This is a genomic window from Brevundimonas pondensis (assembly GCF_017487345.1).
In the GTDB taxonomy this organism is placed as follows: domain Bacteria; phylum Pseudomonadota; class Alphaproteobacteria; order Caulobacterales; family Caulobacteraceae; genus Brevundimonas; species Brevundimonas pondensis.
In genome coordinates this window covers 1020110-1037027 of the sequence record NZ_CP062006.1, presented here as the reverse complement: position 1 = coordinate 1037027, position 16918 = coordinate 1020110, and the positions used below count along the sequence as shown (strand labels likewise).

19 protein-coding genes and 1 pseudogene are annotated in these 16918 nt (G+C 67.1%); 8 read left to right on the top strand and 12 right to left on the bottom strand.

Annotation, left to right across the window (positions count from 1 at the left end; genetic code table 11):
- Window positions 1-29: 29 nt before the first annotated feature.
- The 8 genes from IFE19_RS05210 to IFE19_RS05175 form a co-directional block, all read right to left on the bottom strand.
- Complete coding sequence (locus tag IFE19_RS05210; protein ID WP_178828396.1) at window positions 30-395, bottom strand: hypothetical protein; 366 nt, start codon at window positions 393-395, stop codon at window positions 30-32.
- Between the two features lie 107 nt (window positions 396-502).
- Window positions 503-898: a copper resistance protein CopC gene (locus IFE19_RS05205; protein ID WP_178828398.1), complete on the bottom strand. Its 396-nt coding sequence runs from the start codon at window positions 896-898 to the stop codon at window positions 503-505.
- 25 nt (window positions 899-923) lie between these two features.
- Window positions 924-1301, bottom strand: a complete 378-nt coding sequence (locus IFE19_RS05200; RefSeq protein WP_207826217.1) for a hypothetical protein — start codon at window positions 1299-1301, stop codon at window positions 924-926.
- A 13-nt stretch (window positions 1302-1314) separates the two neighbouring features.
- Window positions 1315-2838, bottom strand: a complete 1524-nt coding sequence (locus IFE19_RS05195) for a copper resistance protein B (protein WP_225910414.1) — start codon at window positions 2836-2838, stop codon at window positions 1315-1317.
- Complete coding sequence (locus IFE19_RS05190; RefSeq protein WP_178828402.1) at window positions 2835-4667, bottom strand: copper resistance system multicopper oxidase; 1833 nt, start codon at window positions 4665-4667, stop codon at window positions 2835-2837. Before IFE19_RS05190 ends, IFE19_RS05195 begins: the two co-directional genes overlap by 4 nt.
- Before the next feature lie 139 nt (window positions 4668-4806).
- Window positions 4807-5364 carry an RNA polymerase sigma factor gene (locus IFE19_RS05185; RefSeq protein ID WP_003169544.1) on the bottom strand — a complete coding sequence of 186 codons (558 nt, stop codon included), beginning with the start codon at window positions 5362-5364 and terminating at the stop codon, window positions 4807-4809.
- A 5-nt stretch (window positions 5365-5369) separates the two neighbouring features.
- A complete protein-coding gene (locus IFE19_RS05180) occupies window positions 5370-5810 on the bottom strand; it encodes a periplasmic heavy metal sensor (RefSeq protein ID WP_178828404.1) in 441 nt (146 codons plus the stop codon).
- Window positions 5810-6079 (bottom strand): hypothetical protein, encoded by a 270-nt coding sequence (locus IFE19_RS05175; protein ID WP_003169542.1) that lies wholly within the window; start codon window positions 6077-6079, stop codon window positions 5810-5812. Before IFE19_RS05175 ends, IFE19_RS05180 begins: the two co-directional genes overlap by 1 nt.
- A gap of 245 nt (window positions 6080-6324) precedes the next feature.
- Between IFE19_RS05175 and IFE19_RS05170 the strand changes: the two genes are divergently transcribed.
- The 3 genes from IFE19_RS05170 (at window position 6325) to petA (ending at window position 8721) form a co-directional block, all read left to right on the top strand.
- Window positions 6325-7482, top strand: a complete 1158-nt coding sequence (locus tag IFE19_RS05170; protein ID WP_178828406.1) for an acyltransferase family protein — start codon at window positions 6325-6327, stop codon at window positions 7480-7482.
- The gene (locus IFE19_RS05165; RefSeq protein ID WP_207826215.1) at window positions 7479-7979 is read left to right on the top strand and encodes a YybH family protein; all 501 of its coding nucleotides are present in this window, start codon (window positions 7479-7481) and stop codon (window positions 7977-7979) included. The genes IFE19_RS05170 and IFE19_RS05165 overlap by 4 nt, the downstream gene beginning before the upstream one ends.
- Before the next feature lie 196 nt (window positions 7980-8175).
- Window positions 8176-8721, top strand: coding sequence for a ubiquinol-cytochrome c reductase iron-sulfur subunit (gene petA, locus IFE19_RS05160; RefSeq protein ID WP_207826212.1), 546 nt, complete (start codon window positions 8176-8178; stop codon window positions 8719-8721).
- A 91-nt stretch (window positions 8722-8812) separates the two neighbouring features.
- Here the strand turns inward: petA and copD are convergent, their stop codons facing one another.
- The 3 genes from copD to IFE19_RS05145 form a co-directional block, all read right to left on the bottom strand.
- Window positions 8813-9742, bottom strand: coding sequence for a copper homeostasis membrane protein CopD (gene copD, locus IFE19_RS05155; protein ID WP_178828408.1), 930 nt, complete (start codon window positions 9740-9742; stop codon window positions 8813-8815).
- A gap of 3 nt (window positions 9743-9745) precedes the next feature.
- Window positions 9746-10108: a copper homeostasis periplasmic binding protein CopC gene (gene copC, locus IFE19_RS05150; RefSeq protein WP_370523723.1), complete on the bottom strand. Its 363-nt coding sequence runs from the start codon at window positions 10106-10108 to the stop codon at window positions 9746-9748.
- A 98-nt stretch (window positions 10109-10206) separates the two neighbouring features.
- A complete protein-coding gene (locus IFE19_RS05145) occupies window positions 10207-12552 on the bottom strand; it encodes a heavy metal translocating P-type ATPase (protein WP_178828412.1) in 2346 nt (781 codons plus the stop codon).
- 382 nt (window positions 12553-12934) lie between these two features.
- Here IFE19_RS05145 and cueR point away from each other — a divergent pair.
- Window positions 12935-13332 (top strand): annotated as a pseudogene (gene cueR / locus IFE19_RS05140) (Cu(I)-responsive transcriptional regulator).
- A 272-nt stretch (window positions 13333-13604) separates the two neighbouring features.
- Here cueR and IFE19_RS05135 read toward each other — a convergent pair.
- On the bottom strand, window positions 13605-13982 hold the full coding sequence (locus tag IFE19_RS05135) for a hypothetical protein (protein WP_207826210.1): 378 nt from the start codon (window positions 13980-13982) through the stop codon (window positions 13605-13607).
- On the opposite strand from IFE19_RS05135, the gene IFE19_RS05130 reads away from it, so the two are divergent.
- The 4 genes from IFE19_RS05130 (at window position 13981) to IFE19_RS05115 (ending at window position 16905) form a co-directional block, all read left to right on the top strand.
- Window positions 13981-14187 carry a hypothetical protein gene (locus IFE19_RS05130; protein WP_207826208.1) on the top strand — a complete coding sequence of 69 codons (207 nt, stop codon included), beginning with the start codon at window positions 13981-13983 and terminating at the stop codon, window positions 14185-14187. The genes IFE19_RS05135 and IFE19_RS05130 overlap by 2 nt on opposite strands.
- A 178-nt stretch (window positions 14188-14365) precedes the next feature.
- Complete coding sequence (locus IFE19_RS05125) at window positions 14366-14641, top strand: metal/formaldehyde-sensitive transcriptional repressor (RefSeq protein ID WP_178828414.1); 276 nt, start codon at window positions 14366-14368, stop codon at window positions 14639-14641.
- Between the two features lie 9 nt (window positions 14642-14650).
- Complete coding sequence (gene dmeF / locus IFE19_RS05120) at window positions 14651-15613, top strand: CDF family Co(II)/Ni(II) efflux transporter DmeF (RefSeq protein WP_207826207.1); 963 nt, start codon at window positions 14651-14653, stop codon at window positions 15611-15613.
- 194 nt (window positions 15614-15807) lie between these two features.
- Window positions 15808-16905 carry a methyltransferase domain-containing protein gene (locus tag IFE19_RS05115; RefSeq protein WP_207826198.1) on the top strand — a complete coding sequence of 366 codons (1098 nt, stop codon included), beginning with the start codon at window positions 15808-15810 and terminating at the stop codon, window positions 16903-16905.
- Window positions 16906-16918: the final 13 nt, after the last annotated feature.

The following is a 16918-nucleotide window of genomic DNA, read 5'->3' as shown; positions in this document are numbered from 1 at the left end:
GGGCGCGGCCGATCAAACCAAGGGGCGGTTCAGCCCTGCTGTTGCGGAGGAGAAAATAGCGGCGCCGGCCCGGCCCCTTCCCGCGTGATGTTCAAATTCACGAAGGCGATCAATAGCGGCGCGACGGGGGGCGGGATCAGGACCAGTGGCGGCAAGGGCGCGGCTACGGCGGCGCAGCCCATCTTGGCGACGCACTCCGGCGTCATGTCCTTGCAGCAGTCGCCGGGATTTCCGGTCGTGTCGCCGGCCATGTCCATGGTCTCGGCGCAGTCCATCGCCTCCGCCCCGACCCCGGCGTTGTGAAACAGCTGGATCGGCATGGCATGAGCCGTCGACTGGCCGAAAAATCCGGCCAGGGCAAAGACGAGCAGAACTGTGCGGAGAAGGTTCCACATCACACGGTCAGGTTACACGCTTAGAGCATCAACAAGTCAAGATCGCTCTGGAAGCTCCAGTCGGCCGGGCCATGACGGGCCCGAACCGACCGGAGCGAGGGAAGTTTCTAGTGGACCATGAAGCGGGCGACCCCGCTCATAGCGTGGCCGTCGGCGCCCTCGGCCGACCAGGCCAGAACGTGATTGCCCTTTCCAAGCGCAGGCAGGGAGACTGTCGCCTTCGTGCCTGCCGCGGCCTGGACCGGAACGGCCGCCGGACGACCGCCGTCCGTCGCCAGCGTCAGGGACTTCAAGGTCATCGCATGGGGAAAGGTGATGCTGAAGGCCGTGGGCGCGCTCGAGGACATGGAGCCGTCGGCCGGCGAGGTCACCACGCCGGCTGAAGCAGGCGCAGCCATAACCATCGCGCCATGACCCGCGTGGGGATCGGCGGCCTGGGCGGAAGCGGCGCCGGCGGAAACCAGCATGGCGGCGGCGATCGCGAAGGGAATGAAGTTACGCATCTTGGTTGTCTTCCTTAGTTCGGGCTTAATTCGGAGAGTGGTCCATGCCGGACATGTCCGGCATGGACGACATATCGTGGCCCGGCATGTCATGGCCCGGCATGGGCGCAGATTGGGGCTTGGTTTGCGATGGGCTCACGTTCGGGGTCTGGGACGGACGTCCGCGCTCACGCGCAGGCGTAGCCTTGACGGGTTCGGCCGCCTTCTGAACGGCGGGCGTGGCCTGCCCCGTCGGTGCGGTCGCGGAGGCGACCTCCGTGGGGGCGACGGCCGGGACCGTTGGGGTCGCGGCCGGCCCGGCGACCGAAATCGCTTCCTTGGGTTGGGGCTGTTCGGCCGCTGGCTGACAGGCCGCCAATAGGCCTGTAGCCGCCAGCGCCGCGGCGATTTGAATCTTCATCATCTTCTCCAAAAAACTAGAACCAGGCCCTGATGCCGACCACCACTCGGGTGTCTTCGGCGCTTCGCCCTCGCGCTTCGGCGAAATCGCGCGTGTCGCCAAAGCTCCTGGTCCATTCGACCCCGACATAGGGCGCGAATTCGCGATGGATCTCATATCGCAGACGGGCGCCGACCTGCAGGGTGGACAGGCCTGACCCGATCCCCAGCTCCGGGATGTCCTCCGCAGAGAGGCTCACCTCGGCGCGAGGCTGAAGGATCAGCTTCTGGGTGATCCTCTGATCATATTCGGCCTCGGCGCGCGCCGTCAGTTCGCCCTTGTTGGACAGGAAGGCTGCGGCGTCGACCTCAAACCAGTAGGGCGCCAGGCCCTGGACCCCGACGACAAGGTCAGTCCGGTCGCCCTCGGGCCGATAGGTCTGCCGCAGACCGGTCTGGAAGTCGAAATAGGGGGTGAAGGCGCGGCTGTAGAGCGCCTGGAGCTCAGCCTCTTCGAGCTCTCCGCCGAACTCGCCCTCGCCTTCCGACTTCCACCAGAAGCGATGAATGTCCCCGCCGTACCAGCCCTGGGCGTCCCAGGCATAGCCCTCCTCGCCGTCGACGGACGTCGCCTCCAACTGGTCGATCATCACCGCGCCCACGCGAATGTCGCCGTTTTCAGCCAGCAGCACCCTGCGCGCCGCCGCCATGTCCCCGGCGCTGAAGATCTGGTCCGCCACATGGGGAGGGCCGTCCAGCGCGCCGGCTGGAGGCGGCGTCTGAGGCGGGCGTCCCGGATTGTCCGCGCCTGTCGGAACGTCCGGCGGCATGGCCATTCCGGCCATGCCGGCCATGTCATGTCCCGCATGAGGATCCGTCTGCCCCGCTGGAGCCGACGCCATGGGCATGGTCGACATGTCATGTCCCGCGTGAGGGTCCGTCTGCCCCGCTGGAGCAGGCGCCATCGGCATCATGGACATGTCATGTCCCGCCTTCGCCGGCGCAGGGTGGGCCTGCCCCATGGTCGACATGTCATGACCGGCGTGAGGCTCCGCCTGCCCCGCTGGAGCGGGCGCCATGGGCATGGTCGACATGTCATGTCCCGCCGTCGGCGGCGCGGGCTGGGCCTGTCCCATGGTCGACATGTCGTGACTGGCGTGGGGATCCGTCTGCCCCGCTGGAGCGGGCGCCATCGGCATCATGGACATGTCATGTCCCGCCGTCGCCGGCGCGGGCTGGGCCCGCCCCATAGTCGACATGTCGTGACCGGCGTGAGGATCCGCCTGCCCCGCTGGAGCGGGCGCCATTGGCATGGTCGACATGTCGTGGCCGGCGCCTGCGGCGCGGGCGGGTACGGTTCCCGGAGGGCAGGCCGAGACAGGAGACTGGCTCATCCCCGCGCGCCCCGTCGTCGTCGCTGCTGAACCCGTTGCGACGCATCCCTGCGTCGGAGGGGAAGCTTGGCGCGTCGGCGAGGTTGCGCCGTGTCCGGCATGGGTCTGCGCCAGGGCGGGCGTGGCCGCCAGGATCAGAGGAACCAGAGCAACGGAGACCCGGATCATGACGCCGCTCCTTCCATCGGACGAATGGTGACGACGTTGAACATGCCGGCGTGCATGTGCATCAGCAGATGGCAATGGAAGGCCCAGTCTCCCGGGTTGTCGGCCGTGAGGTCGAAACTGAGCTTGCCGCCGGGCGCCACATTGACGGTGTGCTTCAGGGGCTGGTGCCCGTCCGGCCCGCCCGTGACGAGCTCGAAGAAGTGCCCGTGCAGATGGATGGGGTGGGCCATCATGGTGTCGTTCACCAGGGTCACCCGTACACGTTCATTCCGTTCAAAACGGATCGGTTCGACGAGTTCGCTGAATTTTCGGCCGTCGAAGCCCCACATGAACCGCTCCATATTGCCGGTCAGGTGGATCTCCATGGAGCGGCTGGGCGCGCGTCGGTCCTTGTTGGGCGTCAGCGACACGAGGTCGGTATAGACCAGCACCCGGTGGTCGACCTTCTCCAGACCCTGCGGCCTTTCGCCGAGCCGGTTCGCCGGCATCGGCGATATGGTCTGGACTCCCACGCCCACCGCCATGTTGGGCGGCGCATTGGCGGGATCGCGCATGTTCATGGCGCCCATGGATCCGTGATCCATCGCGGCCATGGCCTCGCCAGCCGGGGCGGCGGCGCCGTGGTCCATCCCGGGCATGGCGCCGTGATCCATTCCGGTCATCGGCGCGGCGCCCATCCCCTCCATTCCGCCCATGCCGCCCATATCCATGCCGCCCATGTCCATACCCATGTCCTTCATGGTCAGGGTCGGCACCTCGCGCAGCGGCGGAACCTCGGCCGTCATGCCCAGGCGCGGCGCCAGGGTCGCGCGCCCCATGCCCGAACGGTCAATGGCCTCGGAGACGATGGTGTAGGCGCGGTCCTCAAGCGGGCGGACGATGACGTCATAGGTCTCGGCCACCGAGATCTGGAACTCGTCGGTCTCGACCGGGCGGACATTCTCGCCGTCGGCCTGGACCACGGTCATGGCCAGACCCGGGATACGGACGTTGAAGATCGACATGGCCGAGGCGTTGATGACGCGCAGGCGCACCCGCTCGCCGGGCCGGAACAGGCCGGTCCAATTCTCCTGCGGGCCGTGGCCGTTGATCAGATAGGTATAGGTCGTGCCGTTGACGTCGAGGACGTCGCGGGGGTCCATCCGCATGGCTCCCCACATCCGGCGCTCGGAGAGGCTCATGCCGTCCGATCCGTCCAGCAGACCCGCCAGGGTCGTCCGGTGGCGATTGAAATAGCCCGGGCTCTTCTTCAGCTTGGCCAGGATTTCATGCGGATGCATGAAGCTCCAGTCCGACAGGACCAGGACGTGTTCACGGTCATAGCCGACCGGATCGACGCCCGCCGGATCGATGACGATGGGACCGTAGTGGCCCAAGGCCTCCTGCAAACCCGAATGGCTGTGATACCAGAAGGTCCCTGACTGACGGACCGGAAACTCATAGACGAAGGTTTCGCGCGGCTTGATGCCGGGGAAGCTGACGCCCGGCACGCCATCCATCTGGAACGGCAAGAGGATGCCGTGCCAATGTATCGACGTCTCCTCGTCCAACTGGTTCGACACCGCAAGGCGAACATTCTGTCCCTCGCGCAGGCGAAGCAGCGGCGCCGGGAGCTGACCGTTTATCGTTGTCGCGGCGGCCGTCCGGCCGTTCACGGTGAACGGCGACTGTCCGACCGTAAGATCAATGCTGGCCCCCGTGAGCGTCGGGTAATCCGCGCGCAAGCCGGGAGAGCCCGTCTGGGCCCAGGCCGGTAAAAGGCCCTGCAAGCTCAATACGCCGCCGCCGACAACAGCGCCGCGCAGCAGGCTTCGACGATCCAGCGTCATGGCATAGTCCTCACGGCCGGTCCGTTCGGGAAGCGAACCGGGCTCTCTAAAAGGGATACGCACGCGGGACCTCCCTTCCCTCGGAAGCCTGATGCAGCAAAATCCGTGACGCCTCTTGGGTTCCGAAGGGATAGGCCTATCAGGTTTCGAGGCGCAGCAGCTGCGACAGCTTCTGGCGCGCCCGCGCCACCCGCATCTCGACCGCCTTGACCGACAGCCCGAGGATTTCGGCGGCTTCGCCATGGGACCGCTCCTCAATGGCCGTCAGCAACAGCGGCTCTTTCAGCTTCGGCGGCAATGTGGCGATTGCGGCATGCAGACGCTGCGCCTGCTCGGCGGCTTCATAGCGGTCCTCCGTGCCGGCCACCTCGTCCGCCACGGCCAGGGCCTCCGAGGACTGGAGATCGGCGCCGCCCATGAACAACCGGCGGATGTTGCGGCGACGGCTCCAGTCCCGGCATTTGTTGATGGCGATGGTCCGCAGCCAGGCCTCGAAGGATCGTTCCGGATCATAGCGGCGGATGGCCAGCCAGGCCGCGGCATAGGCTTCCTGCACCAGATCATAGGTTTCATCGGCGTCGCCGACGTAGCGGCGGACGAACCGATAGAGACCCGTCTTGGTTTCTCCCACGAGGGTTTCGAACGCCACGACGTCGCCGTGGGCCGCTTTCGTCTGCAGGGCTTGGCGGTCCGGCACGGATGCTATTGCGTGTCGGCGGTGAGCGCCTTGACAACGCTCCGGTCGAAGCGTTGAGCCTGAGCCTCGTTCATCACCGTCCGCATCTCGAAGATATGGGCGATGGTCGCCTGCTGCAGGGCCCCCATGGCGTCGTGGAAATGATCCACGGCCGGCTGGACCGTCCTGCTGTCGCCGTTGCTGACCCTGATGGCTTCGGCCAACTCGCGATTGGCCGCCTGGACGCGACCTTCCATCTGCACGCGCTGCCCGGCGAACCGGGTTTCGATCCCCTCGATCTTGGCCAGCTGCTGCGGCGACAGATCAAGATCCTCGTGGACGATCGCGTGCAGGGAGGGCGGGGCCTGCTTGTTGAGCACCCAGCTGGCGCCGGCCCATGCGCCCACGCCGCTCGCCGCCGCAGCCAGCGCGACCGTCACGGCGATGGATTTCCAGGCGATCGCCATCAACCCGCTTCCAGCCGCACCAGGGGCGATGTCGCCGCCACCGAGAAGATCGCCATCTCCGAGACGCTCGGCCGCGCGAATGTCGCCCCGAGACCGCCGTTGGCGACCCCGATCACCAGAGCCAGGGCCACTGCGGCCAGGCGAATCCGTTCGGTCGCCCGCTGGGCCTGGATCGCCTTCACGCGGCTCCAGACGTCCTCCTCGAGCCGATCGAGCGACACGCCGTCGCCGGGCGCGGAGCGCGCGAGCCAAATTCCGAGATCATCCATGATCGGTGCCTTTCGACGTTCTTACTGGGGATACGCATGACCCTGCGCTCATCCCTCACCTCGGGATCGAGCCGCTGCCTCACTGTGGCGCATTTTGAGGGGCGCAAGCCAGACCGTGCGTAGGAGAATTATAGCGGGTCTTCGCCGGGAGGGGCGAAAGCATGGTCATTGAAAGACTGGATACGGCCGTCATCGGCGGGTTCATGGCCGCCTCTCTATTCATCTCGTCACGCGCGCTCTGACCGATGGCGGCGCTCATTCCCTCATCTGGAAAGCATCCGTTTCCGGACGCCATCGCCCCGCTGACCAGCGTCCGGTTCTTCCTGGCGCTCGGCGTGGTCCTGTTCCACTACCAGTTGACCTGGACCCTCCCGCCCGAGGCCTCGGGCCTGTTGAATCGCGCGCGCCTGGGCGTCGACGTCTTCTTCATCCTCTCGGGCTTCATCCTGACCCACGTCTATCTGCAGGGCGACGCCGCACCCGATTTCCGGCGTTTCATCGTCGCGCGGTTCGCGCGCATCTACCCGGCCCACCTGTTCATCCTTCTGGCGATGCTGATCCTGGTGGCGGGAGCGGGCCTCGTCGGGGTCGCCCTGGAGGCGGGACGCTTCAACCTCCCCCACTTCCTGATGACGCTCTTTCTTGTCCAGGCCTGGTTTCCCTATCAGGACGCTGAGTGGAACGGCCCCTCCTGGTCCCTCTCGGCCGAATGGTTCGCCTATCTGATCTTTCCAGCCTACGCCTGGATCGCGCTGAGGCTGAGACGCCGTCCCTGGCTCATCATCGGCCTGGCCGTCCTCCTGTTTGTCGTTCTGGACGCGGTCTACCGGGCCGTCTTCGGCCCCGTCCTGCCCCGCGCCGAGGGCAGCATGGGCATCCTGCGCATCCTGCCGGAATTCCTCTACGGGATCGGCCTCTACTATCTCGGCCAGGGGTTTCGGGTTTCGCCGAGAGCCTCCCTCGCCCTGGCGGCGGGCTCCACAGGCCTGCTCCTGTTCGCCATGCAATATCCGCTCGACGATCGCCTCATCGTCCTGCTTGCGGGTCCCTTTCTCCTGGCGCTCGCCCTGCTCGCCAAGTCCGGCGCCCGGACCTTCCTGTCCGCCCCGGCCTGGCTGTTCGCGGGCGAAGCCTCCTTCGCCCTCTACATGGTCCACATCCCGGTTCTGATGGTCTGGCGAAACCTGGCTGAGAAGCTCCTCGGCCTGCCCTCCGACTACCGGATGGGCCTCTGGGAGCTCGCCCTGCTCCTGGCCCTATCGCTCGCCGTCGCGGCCTTCGTCCATGTGGCCGTGGAGCGGCCCGGTCGGCGCATCCTTCGTCGGCTTCTCGCCCGACGTCACCCCACGCCCCGGCCCGAGCCGGGACGTTTCGTTCAAAGCGACCAAGGAGAATCCCTTTGACCTATAGATCCATGATCATCGCCGTCGCCGCCCTCGCCGCTCCGGCGATGATCGCGGCGCCCGCGCTGGCGCAATCGACGCCCGCGCTGGCGCAGTCAACGGCTGAGGCCAAGGCCGTCGCCGTGCTGGACGGATACCGCGGCGCGCTCGAGGCGCTCAGCGCTTCGCGTGCAGAAACCTTCTTCTGGCCGGACGCCCAGGTCTTCGAGCAGGGCGGGGTCGAGGGATCCATCTCCCAGTACCTGTCCCACCACCTCGCTCCGGAACTCGAGGAATTCTCCAGCTTCACCTTTCAGGATCACGTGACGAAGGCGACGGTCGTCGGCGACATCGCCTATGCGACCGAGACCTATCGTTTCCGGATCGCGTTCAAGACGGCCGGCCGGGCTCCGGTTGAACGTCGCGGCGTCGCCACGAGCGTCCTGAGACTGCGTGACGGCGAATGGCGCATCGTCAGCTATCACTCCTCGACCCGGGCCCCGCGACCGGCGTCCTGACGACGTCCAAACCGCGCCCCAGACTGGCGCATCCCTGTTCCCAGCCTCGCCTTCAGAGCGGGGCTGGGAACAGCCTCGGCCAGCCCGACGTTGACCCCGAAGGATCAGATCCGTCGCGCTCTTGAAGGATGGGTTCGGCCGCTGGTCGAGACGCCCGTCAGGGGCCTGCGAAGGATCCATTTCGAGAGGAACTCGAATGCCCTCGCCAGACAAGACGGAATCCCCGACCTCCATCGCCGATCCCGACCGTCGGGACTTCATCCACGTCGCCGCAGGCGCCATGGCCGTCGGACCCGTGGGCATGGCCCTCTGGCCCCTGATCAACTCCATGAACCCGGCGGCCGACACCCTGGCCCTCTCGTCGGTCGAGGTCGACTACGGCAAGGTCCAGCTCGGCCAGCAGATCGTGGTCAAATGGCGCGGAAAGCCGGTCTTCATCCGCCACCGCACCCCCAAGGAAATCGCCGAGGCGGTCGCCGACGACGACGCGCCCCTGCGCGACCCGGCCACGGACGCCAGCCGCCACAAACCGGGAAAGGCCGAATGGCTGATCCTGATCGGCGTCTGCACCCATCTGGGGTGTATTCCGACCTTCGGAACGGGCGACTACGGCGGCTGGTTCTGCCCGTGCCACGGCTCCCACTACGACACAGCCGGCCGCATCCGGAAGGGCCCGGCGCCCAAGAACCTCTACCTGCTGGACTACGCCTTCCTGAACGAGACCCGGGTCAGGCTCGGCTAGGAAAGACCCTCCCCCGCGCTGACGACGCAAGGGAGGGCTTCATCGCACCGGGGCGTCCGAAGCGACGCTGGCCGCGTCGAACGCCATGGCCTCACATCATCATCATGGCGGCGGGCGGCGCGAGCGTCCCCATCACCGCCACCAGCCCCAGAAGGAGAACCGCCAGGGCCGTCTCCAGCAAGAGACTGCGTCGCAGGGCCCTGATCGCCGACGGCTTCTGGCTCTCATCCTCCAGAGAACGATGAAGACAGGGCGTCAGGACAAAGCGATTTGACGCGGCCAGGGCCAGCATGCCCACGAAGACCGTCAGTTTCGCGCTCAGCAGAAGGCCATAGGGCGTCGTCAGCAAGGCGCCCAGCCGATCGGGACCGACCAGGAACCAGGTGTTCACCAGACCCGTCGCGACCAGGAGGCCGACCGCTAGCGTGCCCATGCCGGCGAAGCCGTGCAGAGCGTCGTGGGTCAGTCGATCCCGCTCCGGATCTCCATGAGGAATGGCCAGGAACAGGCCCAAGGCGGCGAGCGCGCCCAGCCACATGGCTGCAGCAGCCGCGTGAATGATGTCCGCCCCGAGATGAACGAAGCCCGGGACGCCCTCGGTTGCGGCGCCGTGGCCGGTCCAGGCCAGACTGGCGCAAACCATCAGACCCAGAACCGTGAGGTCGATCCAGGTCGCCCGGCCAGGTCGGAGAACTAGAAGCAGCACGCCGGCCAGGGCTGCGACCAGCGCTCTCGCCACAAAGGCGCGACCGATCTCCATGTCGAACGCCATATAGGCCAGAGACGCCGGTTTCAGCGCCTCCGCCATCGACCCCGCCATGACGGCCGTCTGCAGGACCAGAGCCGCAAGCGAGGCCGCCGCGGTCACCGCCGCTGCAATCAGCAGCGTCTTTCGCGGCCATCTTTCGACGGCCGCGTCCGACGTGGGCATCCTGAAGGCGAAGAACAGGGGCACGCCCAGCAGGAGCATGGCGCCCACATACTGGGCCAGCCTCAGAAGGACGACCGCGAACTCCAGCATGGCTCAGCGCACGATAAAGGTCGTGGAGCCCGTCATGCGGTGACCGTCGGGCGAGGCCACGCGCCAGTTGACCGTATAGGCGCCGGCCGCCAGAGCGGTTCGAGGCGCCCCGCTGAGGGTCTTGCCGTCCTTGGAGACCCGGGCCTGAACCGGAATGACGGTTCCCTGGGCGTTGGCGAGGTCAAATCCCGAGAAGGCCGGAGCCATGCGCTCGCTGAAGGTGAGGCTGATGGTGCGCGGCGCCGACACCGTGGCGCCGGTCGCCGGCGTGGCGCTGACAAGGCGGGCGTGGGCGTCGGCCTGGCCCGCGAACAGGGACAGCGCGGCGGCCGCGCCGGCCAGGGTTGCGATCTTGAAACGGTTCACGTGTTTCTCCTTGAGGAAACGCCCCTCTCTCATAGATACGCAAGCCTGCGGTCTTCCCCTCAAGACCGGCGGCGCCCGGCGCTTTCGCCGGCTGCCCCCTAAAGCCTGACCGCCCGCAGACGCAGCGCATTGGCGATGACGCTGACCGAGGACAGCGCCATGGCGAGGGCCGCCAGCGCCGGCGACAGCATCAGGCCGAAAACCGGATAGAGGACGCCGGCCGCCACAGGGATCCCCAGGGTGTTGTAGCCGAAGGCGAACACCAGATTCTGACGGATGTTGCCCATGACGGCCCGGGACAGATGCCGCGCCCGGACGATGCCCTGGAGATCGCCGCCCAGCAGGGTGACGCCCGCGCTCTCGATGGCCACGTCTGAACCGGCGCCCATGGCGACGCCGACGTCGGCGGCGGCCAGGGCCGGCGCATCATTGACGCCGTCTCCGGCCATGGCGACGACGCGCCCCTCGGCCCTGAGCTGCTGGACGACGGAAGCCTTGTCCTGCGGCAGCACCTCGGCCCGGACATCGTCGATGCCCAACCTCCGCGCCACGGCTTCAGCCGTCGTGCGATTGTCGCCTGTCATCATCACCAGCCTAAGGCCAGCGGCCTTCAGGTCGCGGATGGCGTCGGCGGTCGTGGCCTTCACCGGATCGGCGATGCCGAGAACGCCGGCCACAGCGCCGTCAATGGCCACGAAGATGGCCGTAGCGCCCTCCTCCCGCAAAACCTCTGCCGCCGCCTCGAGGGGGGCGACATCGATCCCGGCCTCCCTCAGGAAGCGGGCATTGCCCAGGAACAGACGACGGCGGTCGACCAGGCCGGTGACGCCGCGCCCGACCGGGCTGTCGAACTCCGCAGCCTCGGAAAGCGTCAGGCCGCGATCGGCGGCGGCGCGCACGACGGCGTCGGCCAGGGGGTGTTCGCTGCCCCGCTCCAGGCTGGCGGACAGGCGAAGAAGCTCGACTTCGTCAAAGCCCTCGGCCGGTCGGATCGCCGTGACCGACGGTCGTCCCTCGGTCAGGGTGCCGGTCTTGTCGAGCACCAGGGTGTCCACCTTCTCGAACCGCTCCAGCGCCTCGGCGTTCTTGATGAGGACGCCGGCGCGCGCGCCACGCCCCACCCCCACCATGATCGAGATCGGCGTGGCGAGGCCCAGCGCACAGGGACAGGCGATGATGAGAACCGTCACCGATGCGACCAGGGCGTAGGACAGGCGCGGGTCGGGTCCGATCACGCCCCAGACCGCGGCGGCGACCACGGCGATGCCGATGACGGCCGGCACGAACCAGCTGGACACCAGGTCGGCCAGGCGCTGGATGGGCGCGCGGCTGCGCTGGGCCTGGGCCACCATCTGGACGATCTGGGCCAGAAGGGTGTCGGCGCCGACCTTGTCCGCGCGCATGAGGAAGGAGCCCGTCTTGTTCAACGAACCGGCGATGACCCTGGCCCCGGCCTCCTTGGTCACCGGCATGGATTCCCCGGTCACGAGGGATTCGTCGATGGCCACGCGCCCTTCGAGGATCTCGCCGTCGACCGGGATTTTTTCGCCCGGTCGAACGCGCAGCCGATCCCCGACCGCCACGAGGTCAAGCGTCACATCCTCGTCGGCGCCGTCGTCGCGAACACGACGGGCCGTCTTCGGCGTCAGGTCGAGCAAGGCCCGGATCGCGCCGGAGGTCTGTTCTCGCGCGCGCAACTCCAGGACCTGGCCGACCAGGACGAGCACGGTGATCACCGCCGCCGCTTCGAAATAGACGGGCGCGCTGCCGTCCATGCGCAGCATGGCCGAGGGAAACAGCCCCGGCGCCAGCACGGCGGCGACGCTGTAGATCCAGGCTGCGCCGACGCCGATGGCGATCAGGGTGAACATGTTGAGACGCCGGTTCAGGATAGACTTCCATCCCCGCTCGAAGAATGGCCAGCCGGCCCACAGGACCACAGGCGTCGCCAGCACGAACTGGATCCAGTTCGATGTCTGGCCCGAAACCCGGTCCGCGAGCCCGGTCAGGTGACCGCCCATCTCCAGCGCGACGACCGGCAGGGTCAGGACGGCGCCGACCCAGAGCCTGCGCGTGAAGTCCTTCAGTTCTTGATTGGGCGTAGCCTCGGCGGTGACCGTCTCGGGCTCCAGCGCCATGCCGCAGATCGGACAGGCGCCTGGTCCCACCTGACGCACCTCGGGATGCATGGGGCAGGTGTAGATCGTCCCGGGCGGCGCGGGCTTCGCCTCGGGCTTTTCGCCGAGGTATTGCCCCGGGTTCGCGACGAATTTCGTCCGACAACCCGCTGAACAGAAGACGTAGTCGTGGCCTTCGTGTTCTGCGCGATGCTGAGCGGAAGCTCGATCCACGGCCATGCCGCAGACCGGATCAATCGCCTTTTCGCCTTCATGCGGAGAGCCTTGGTGGGCATGGCTCTGGTGAGGGTCGTGGGCCGTCGGCATGGCGTCACTCCTGTCAGCGCCCGACCGGCCGAGATTCCTGAATGGTTCAAGACGCGCCGGAAGCGTATGCTGGATGGTCTATCAAGACCGATGATGCAGTCGGAAACAAGCCTTGCTTCTGAACCAATCGGAACGCCGCCGAAGACCAGATGAGCGGCGCAACATGGATGGTGGCGGATGATCGCTGCTGCATCGACAGTCCGGCCAGGATTCAGGCGGCGTGCGCCGCCGTGCAGCAGGCTGGAAAATGAAGTCCCGGGCGATCGCCGCGACCACCAGGTCATGGGCGCCCGGGTCATGACTGCGATGACCGGAGACCTTCCCAACCCGAAGCCAGAACGGGTCTTCCGACCATGAAGTCCCGCGCCACAGGAGTTTCAGCGTGAATATCGGCCAAGCCTCTCGCGCCACGGGCGTGTCCGCCAAGATGATCCGCTACTACGAATCCACAGGACTGATCCGGCCGGCGGAGCGCACCGGAGCAACTATCGCGCCTTCGGCGATCGCGACATCAACGAGCTCCGGTTCATCCGCCGCGCCCGCACGCTCGGTTTTTCAATCGAAGACATCGTCATCCTGCTCTCCCTGTGGCGCGACCGGACGCGGCCCAGCCGGGAGGTCAGGGCCGTCGCCGAGCAGCGCCTCGCCGGCCTTCATGCCCGCATCGCCGAAATGCAGGCCATGGCTGACACCCTGGAGACCCTGGCGCGTTGTTGCGCAGGCGATGAGCGGCCGGATTGCCCCATCCTCGCCGACCTAGCTGCGGCGCGTGAAAACTGACGACCCGAGACGCCTGACATAGGGGCGCCGCACGGAGAACGGCCATGACCTACCGTGACATCATCGTCGATGCGACGCCGAGGGACGATCTCGTCCAGACCCTGGAACAGGCGCGCGATCTGGCCGCGAAGTTCGACGCTCGGCTGACGGCCCTGTGTTTCGCCTGGCCCCGGAGGTCAGCACTGAGGACGGCCGTGGCGAGTTCGCCCCTGTCAGTCCTAGAAGACACGCGAAGAATGGACGCCGCCCTCGCGGGCGCCCACGAGGCCTTTCTACAGGTGTTTGGCTCCGGCTCGAACGCCCCCGCATGGCTTTCCGGCATGGCGGAGCCGGCCCCCCTGCTGCGCCATCACCTGCTCGCCGCAGACCTGCTCGTCACCTCGTCGCCCCCGCCGATCGACTGTGCGCTTCCTCACGCCGGCGAACTCGCCATCCACGGCGGCGGCCCCGTCCTGCGTCTTGGACGCAAGGACGCGGACCTCAGTCTCGCCAATGCGGTCATCGGCTGGAAAGACGCCCCCCAGGCCAGACGCGCCCTTCATGACGCCCTGCCCTTGCTCCGGCGCGCCCGGGCCGTGACCGTGGTCGGCGTCGGCGACGAGGTCGAACAGGATCGACTTGCAGACGTCGCCCGGCATCTCGAGCGGCATGCTGTGGCGGCCGCAGTCAGCCACGTCCCGGCGACAGCAGGAACAGCGGTCGCCGCAGACCTTCTCGCCGAAGCCCGCCGCCTTTGGCGCCGACCTGATCGTCACGGGGGCCTTTGGCCGCGGGCCCTTGGCGCAACGCCTATGGGGCGGAATGACCAGCGGCCTTCAGGACGACGCCCACCTGTCCTGGCTGCTGTCGCACTAGAACAGTCCCGTGTCCGGTGCTCCGCCCTTCAGAATGCGCCGATATTCGCCCATTTTGAGAAGACCGCAGCGCGACCGCACCTCCCCCTCGATGGGAGCCAGGAGGCCCGCCGACATTCTTTCGGACGCGCACTCCAGCGCTAGGCACGGCCCCTCAAGATACTATACAGGGGTATTCTATGGCGCACACATCAACCAACAAGAAGAAGCTCGTCGCCCGCGTGCGGCGGATCGCCGGTCAACTGGGCGCGATCGAACGGGCCATCGAAAGCGACACCGACTGTTCGCAAGTCCTTCAACAGGTCGCCGCGGCACGCGGCGCCATGGGCGGGCTGCTGGAAGAGCTGATCGAGGACCACCTGCGCCATCACGTCGCCCACCCCGAACTGAGCGACGCCGAACGTCAGAACGGCGCTGAAGAACTGATCGCCATCATCCGCCGCTATTCCAGGTAGTCCACGCCCATGACCCTGTTCGATACCGAACACCTGACCCACGACCACCACTTCCTGAGCCGCGCCCATGACGAGAACGCGCGTCGAACCCTGTGGGTCGTCGGCCTGACCGCAGTGATGATGGTCGGCGAAATCATCGCCGGCGTGATCTACGGCTCGATGGCCCTGCTGGCCGACGGCTTCCACATGGCCACCCATGCGGGCGCCCTGGCCGTGGCGGCGGCCGCCTACGCCTACGCCAAACGTCATTCCGCCAACCGGCGGTTCAGTTTCGGGACCGGCAAGGTCGGCGATCTGGCCGGTTTCGCCTCGGCGCTGGTCCTCGGCATCGTGGCGCTGGGCATCGCCGGCGAGTCCGTCGCCCGGCTGCTCGACCCCCGCTCCGTCGCCTTCGGACAGGCCGCCCTGGTCGCCATCCTCGGCCTGGGGGTCAATCTGGCGAGCGCCCTGCTGCTGGCGGGCGGCGGTCATCACCATGGCCATCATGGTCATGGTCATGGCCACCATCACCATGAGGATCACGACCATCATGGTGCCCGGGAGGGTCAGCCTCATGAAGGCGGACATCGCGACAACAATCTGCGCTCAGCCTATTTCCATGTCCTGGCTGACGCCCTGACGTCGGTTCTGGCGATCATCGCCCTGGTCGCCGGGCGCTACCTGGGCTGGGTATGGCTCGACCCCGTGATGGGGATCGTCGGCGCCATTGTCATCGCCCGCTGGTCATGGAGCCTGATGCGCGACACGGCGGCCGTTCTGCTCGATACGACCGACCGCCACATCGAGGCCGAAGTGCGCGAATGCGTCGAGGGACCGGGCGACGTCCGCATCACCGATCTGCACGTCTGGCGCATCGGTCCAGAGGCCCATGCCGCCATCGTCAGCGTGACCGGCGGCGTCGACGGCGACACGGTTCGCGCCCGGCTCAGGCCGGTTCATGAACTCGGGCATCTGACCGTGGAATGCCGCTGAGGCGTCACCGCAGCCTACGGCCGAAGCCATCCCCGCCGAGCCAAACGAAGCGCATGCCTATCGTCATCGGCTGACCGGCAACAAATCGGCGTTCACCGCGCTTATGTGGAGGATGCGGCGACTTCCAGGGAGGTCGCCGCAAGTCCTCAGTGGCCGCGCGCTGCCGGAAAGGCGACCGGCAAAGGAGCCGGGCCATGCATTCGCCCCCGAATTCCAGGAACGACGTGCGGTCATCTGCGACCTCCGCAGAGGCTCTGAGCCCTATCCTCTCGCGCGTCCCGGCCGGCCAGACGTCCATCTGGCGATGCCCGCGTTGCCATGGAGCGCTCGCCTGCAGCAAGGCGACCCTCGATTGCAGGAGGTGCGGCCATGCCTATGGCCAGGTCGACGGCATCCCCGACCTGCGCGTACCGGGGGAAAGCTGGATCGATTTCGAAGAGGACCTGGCGACCGCTCGCGAGGTCGCGGCCCTGGACCTTCCGCTGGAGGATCTGGTTCGCGCGGTCTACGCTCGCCGTTCCGGGTGGGATGAAGACCTGATCGGGATGAGAACGCGTCAGGTCCTGGCGGCGCCCGAACGCCTCCATGGGGATATCTCGGGCTGGCTGGCCGAGGCCACCTCCCAGGATGTCTGGCTCGATCTGGGCTGCGGCCCGGGGATGCTCCTGGCGGCCGCTGCGGACATGAAGCGGCCCGGCTCCGGCATTGGCGTCGACGTCTCGATGACCTGGCTGGTTGTGGCCAGGCGCCTGATTCTGGCGCACGGAGGGAGGCCGATCCTGGCCGCCGGCCTTGGAGAGGCCCTGCCCCTGGCCGACGGAGCCCTATCGGGCGTCGTCTCGCTCGACGTGATCGAGCATGTCGATCGCCCCGACGCCTATCTTCGCGAGATCGACCGCGTGACCCGGCCGGGCGGACGCCTGGCGCTGAGCACGCCCAACCGCTTCAGCCTGGCGCCGGAACCCCATGTGATGGTGTGGGGCGTCGGCCTTCTGCCGCATCGCTACCAGGCTCGCTATGTCGCCTGGCGGAGCGGCAAATCCTATGTCTCCACCTGTCTCATGAGCAGCATCGGGCCTCGCCGGATATTGAAACGCTGCACGAACTTCGCAGCCAGGATCATCATCCCGCCCGTCCCGGAAGATGAGATCAGACGCTTTTCCCCCACCAAGGCCAGACTCGCCCGCCTCTACAACAGCCTTTCGGGCGAAGTGGCGTTGCGCGCGGTCTTCTTGCTGATCGGCCCCTTCTTCAGGATCACCGGCGTCAAGGAGACAAGCCTGCCCGCCTGAGGCCGCCGGATCA

Excerpts from the sequence above, each read along its gene's own strand:
- IFE19_RS05200 (WP_207826217.1), bottom strand. The coding sequence starts at position 1,301 with ATGATGAAGATTCAAATCGCCGCGGCGCTGGCGGCTACAGGCCTATTG.
- IFE19_RS05205 (WP_178828398.1), bottom strand. The coding sequence starts at position 898 with ATGCGTAACTTCATTCCCTTCGCGATCGCCGCCGCCATGCTGGTTTCC.
- IFE19_RS05195 (WP_225910414.1), bottom strand. The coding sequence starts at position 2,838 with ATGATCCGGGTCTCCGTTGCTCTGGTTCCTCTGATCCTGGCGGCCACG.
- IFE19_RS05190 (WP_178828402.1), bottom strand. The coding sequence starts at position 4,667 with ATGACGCTGGATCGTCGAAGCCTGCTGCGCGGCGCTGTTGTCGGCGGC.
- IFE19_RS05170 (WP_178828406.1), top strand. The coding sequence starts at position 6,325 with ATGGCGGCGCTCATTCCCTCATCTGGAAAGCATCCGTTTCCGGACGCC.
- IFE19_RS05115 (WP_207826198.1), top strand. The coding sequence starts at position 15,808 with ATGCATTCGCCCCCGAATTCCAGGAACGACGTGCGGTCATCTGCGACC.
- IFE19_RS05175 (WP_003169542.1), bottom strand. The coding sequence starts at position 6,079 with ATGGATGATCTCGGAATTTGGCTCGCGCGCTCCGCGCCCGGCGACGGC.
- IFE19_RS05210 (WP_178828396.1), bottom strand. The coding sequence starts at position 395 with ATGTGGAACCTTCTCCGCACAGTTCTGCTCGTCTTTGCCCTGGCCGGA.
- IFE19_RS05130 (WP_207826208.1), top strand. The coding sequence starts at position 13,981 with ATGCTGTGGCGGCCGCAGTCAGCCACGTCCCGGCGACAGCAGGAACAG.
- dmeF (WP_207826207.1), top strand. The coding sequence starts at position 14,651 with ATGACCCTGTTCGATACCGAACACCTGACCCACGACCACCACTTCCTG.
- petA (WP_207826212.1), top strand. The coding sequence starts at position 8,176 with ATGCCCTCGCCAGACAAGACGGAATCCCCGACCTCCATCGCCGATCCC.
- IFE19_RS05125 (WP_178828414.1), top strand. The coding sequence starts at position 14,366 with ATGGCGCACACATCAACCAACAAGAAGAAGCTCGTCGCCCGCGTGCGG.
- IFE19_RS05145 (WP_178828412.1), bottom strand. The coding sequence starts at position 12,552 with ATGCCGACGGCCCACGACCCTCACCAGAGCCATGCCCACCAAGGCTCT.
- IFE19_RS05135 (WP_207826210.1), bottom strand. The coding sequence starts at position 13,982 with ATGCCGCTCGAGATGCCGGGCGACGTCTGCAAGTCGATCCTGTTCGAC.
- IFE19_RS05180 (WP_178828404.1), bottom strand. The coding sequence starts at position 5,810 with ATGGCGATCGCCTGGAAATCCATCGCCGTGACGGTCGCGCTGGCTGCG.
- copD (WP_178828408.1), bottom strand. The coding sequence starts at position 9,742 with ATGCTGGAGTTCGCGGTCGTCCTTCTGAGGCTGGCCCAGTATGTGGGC.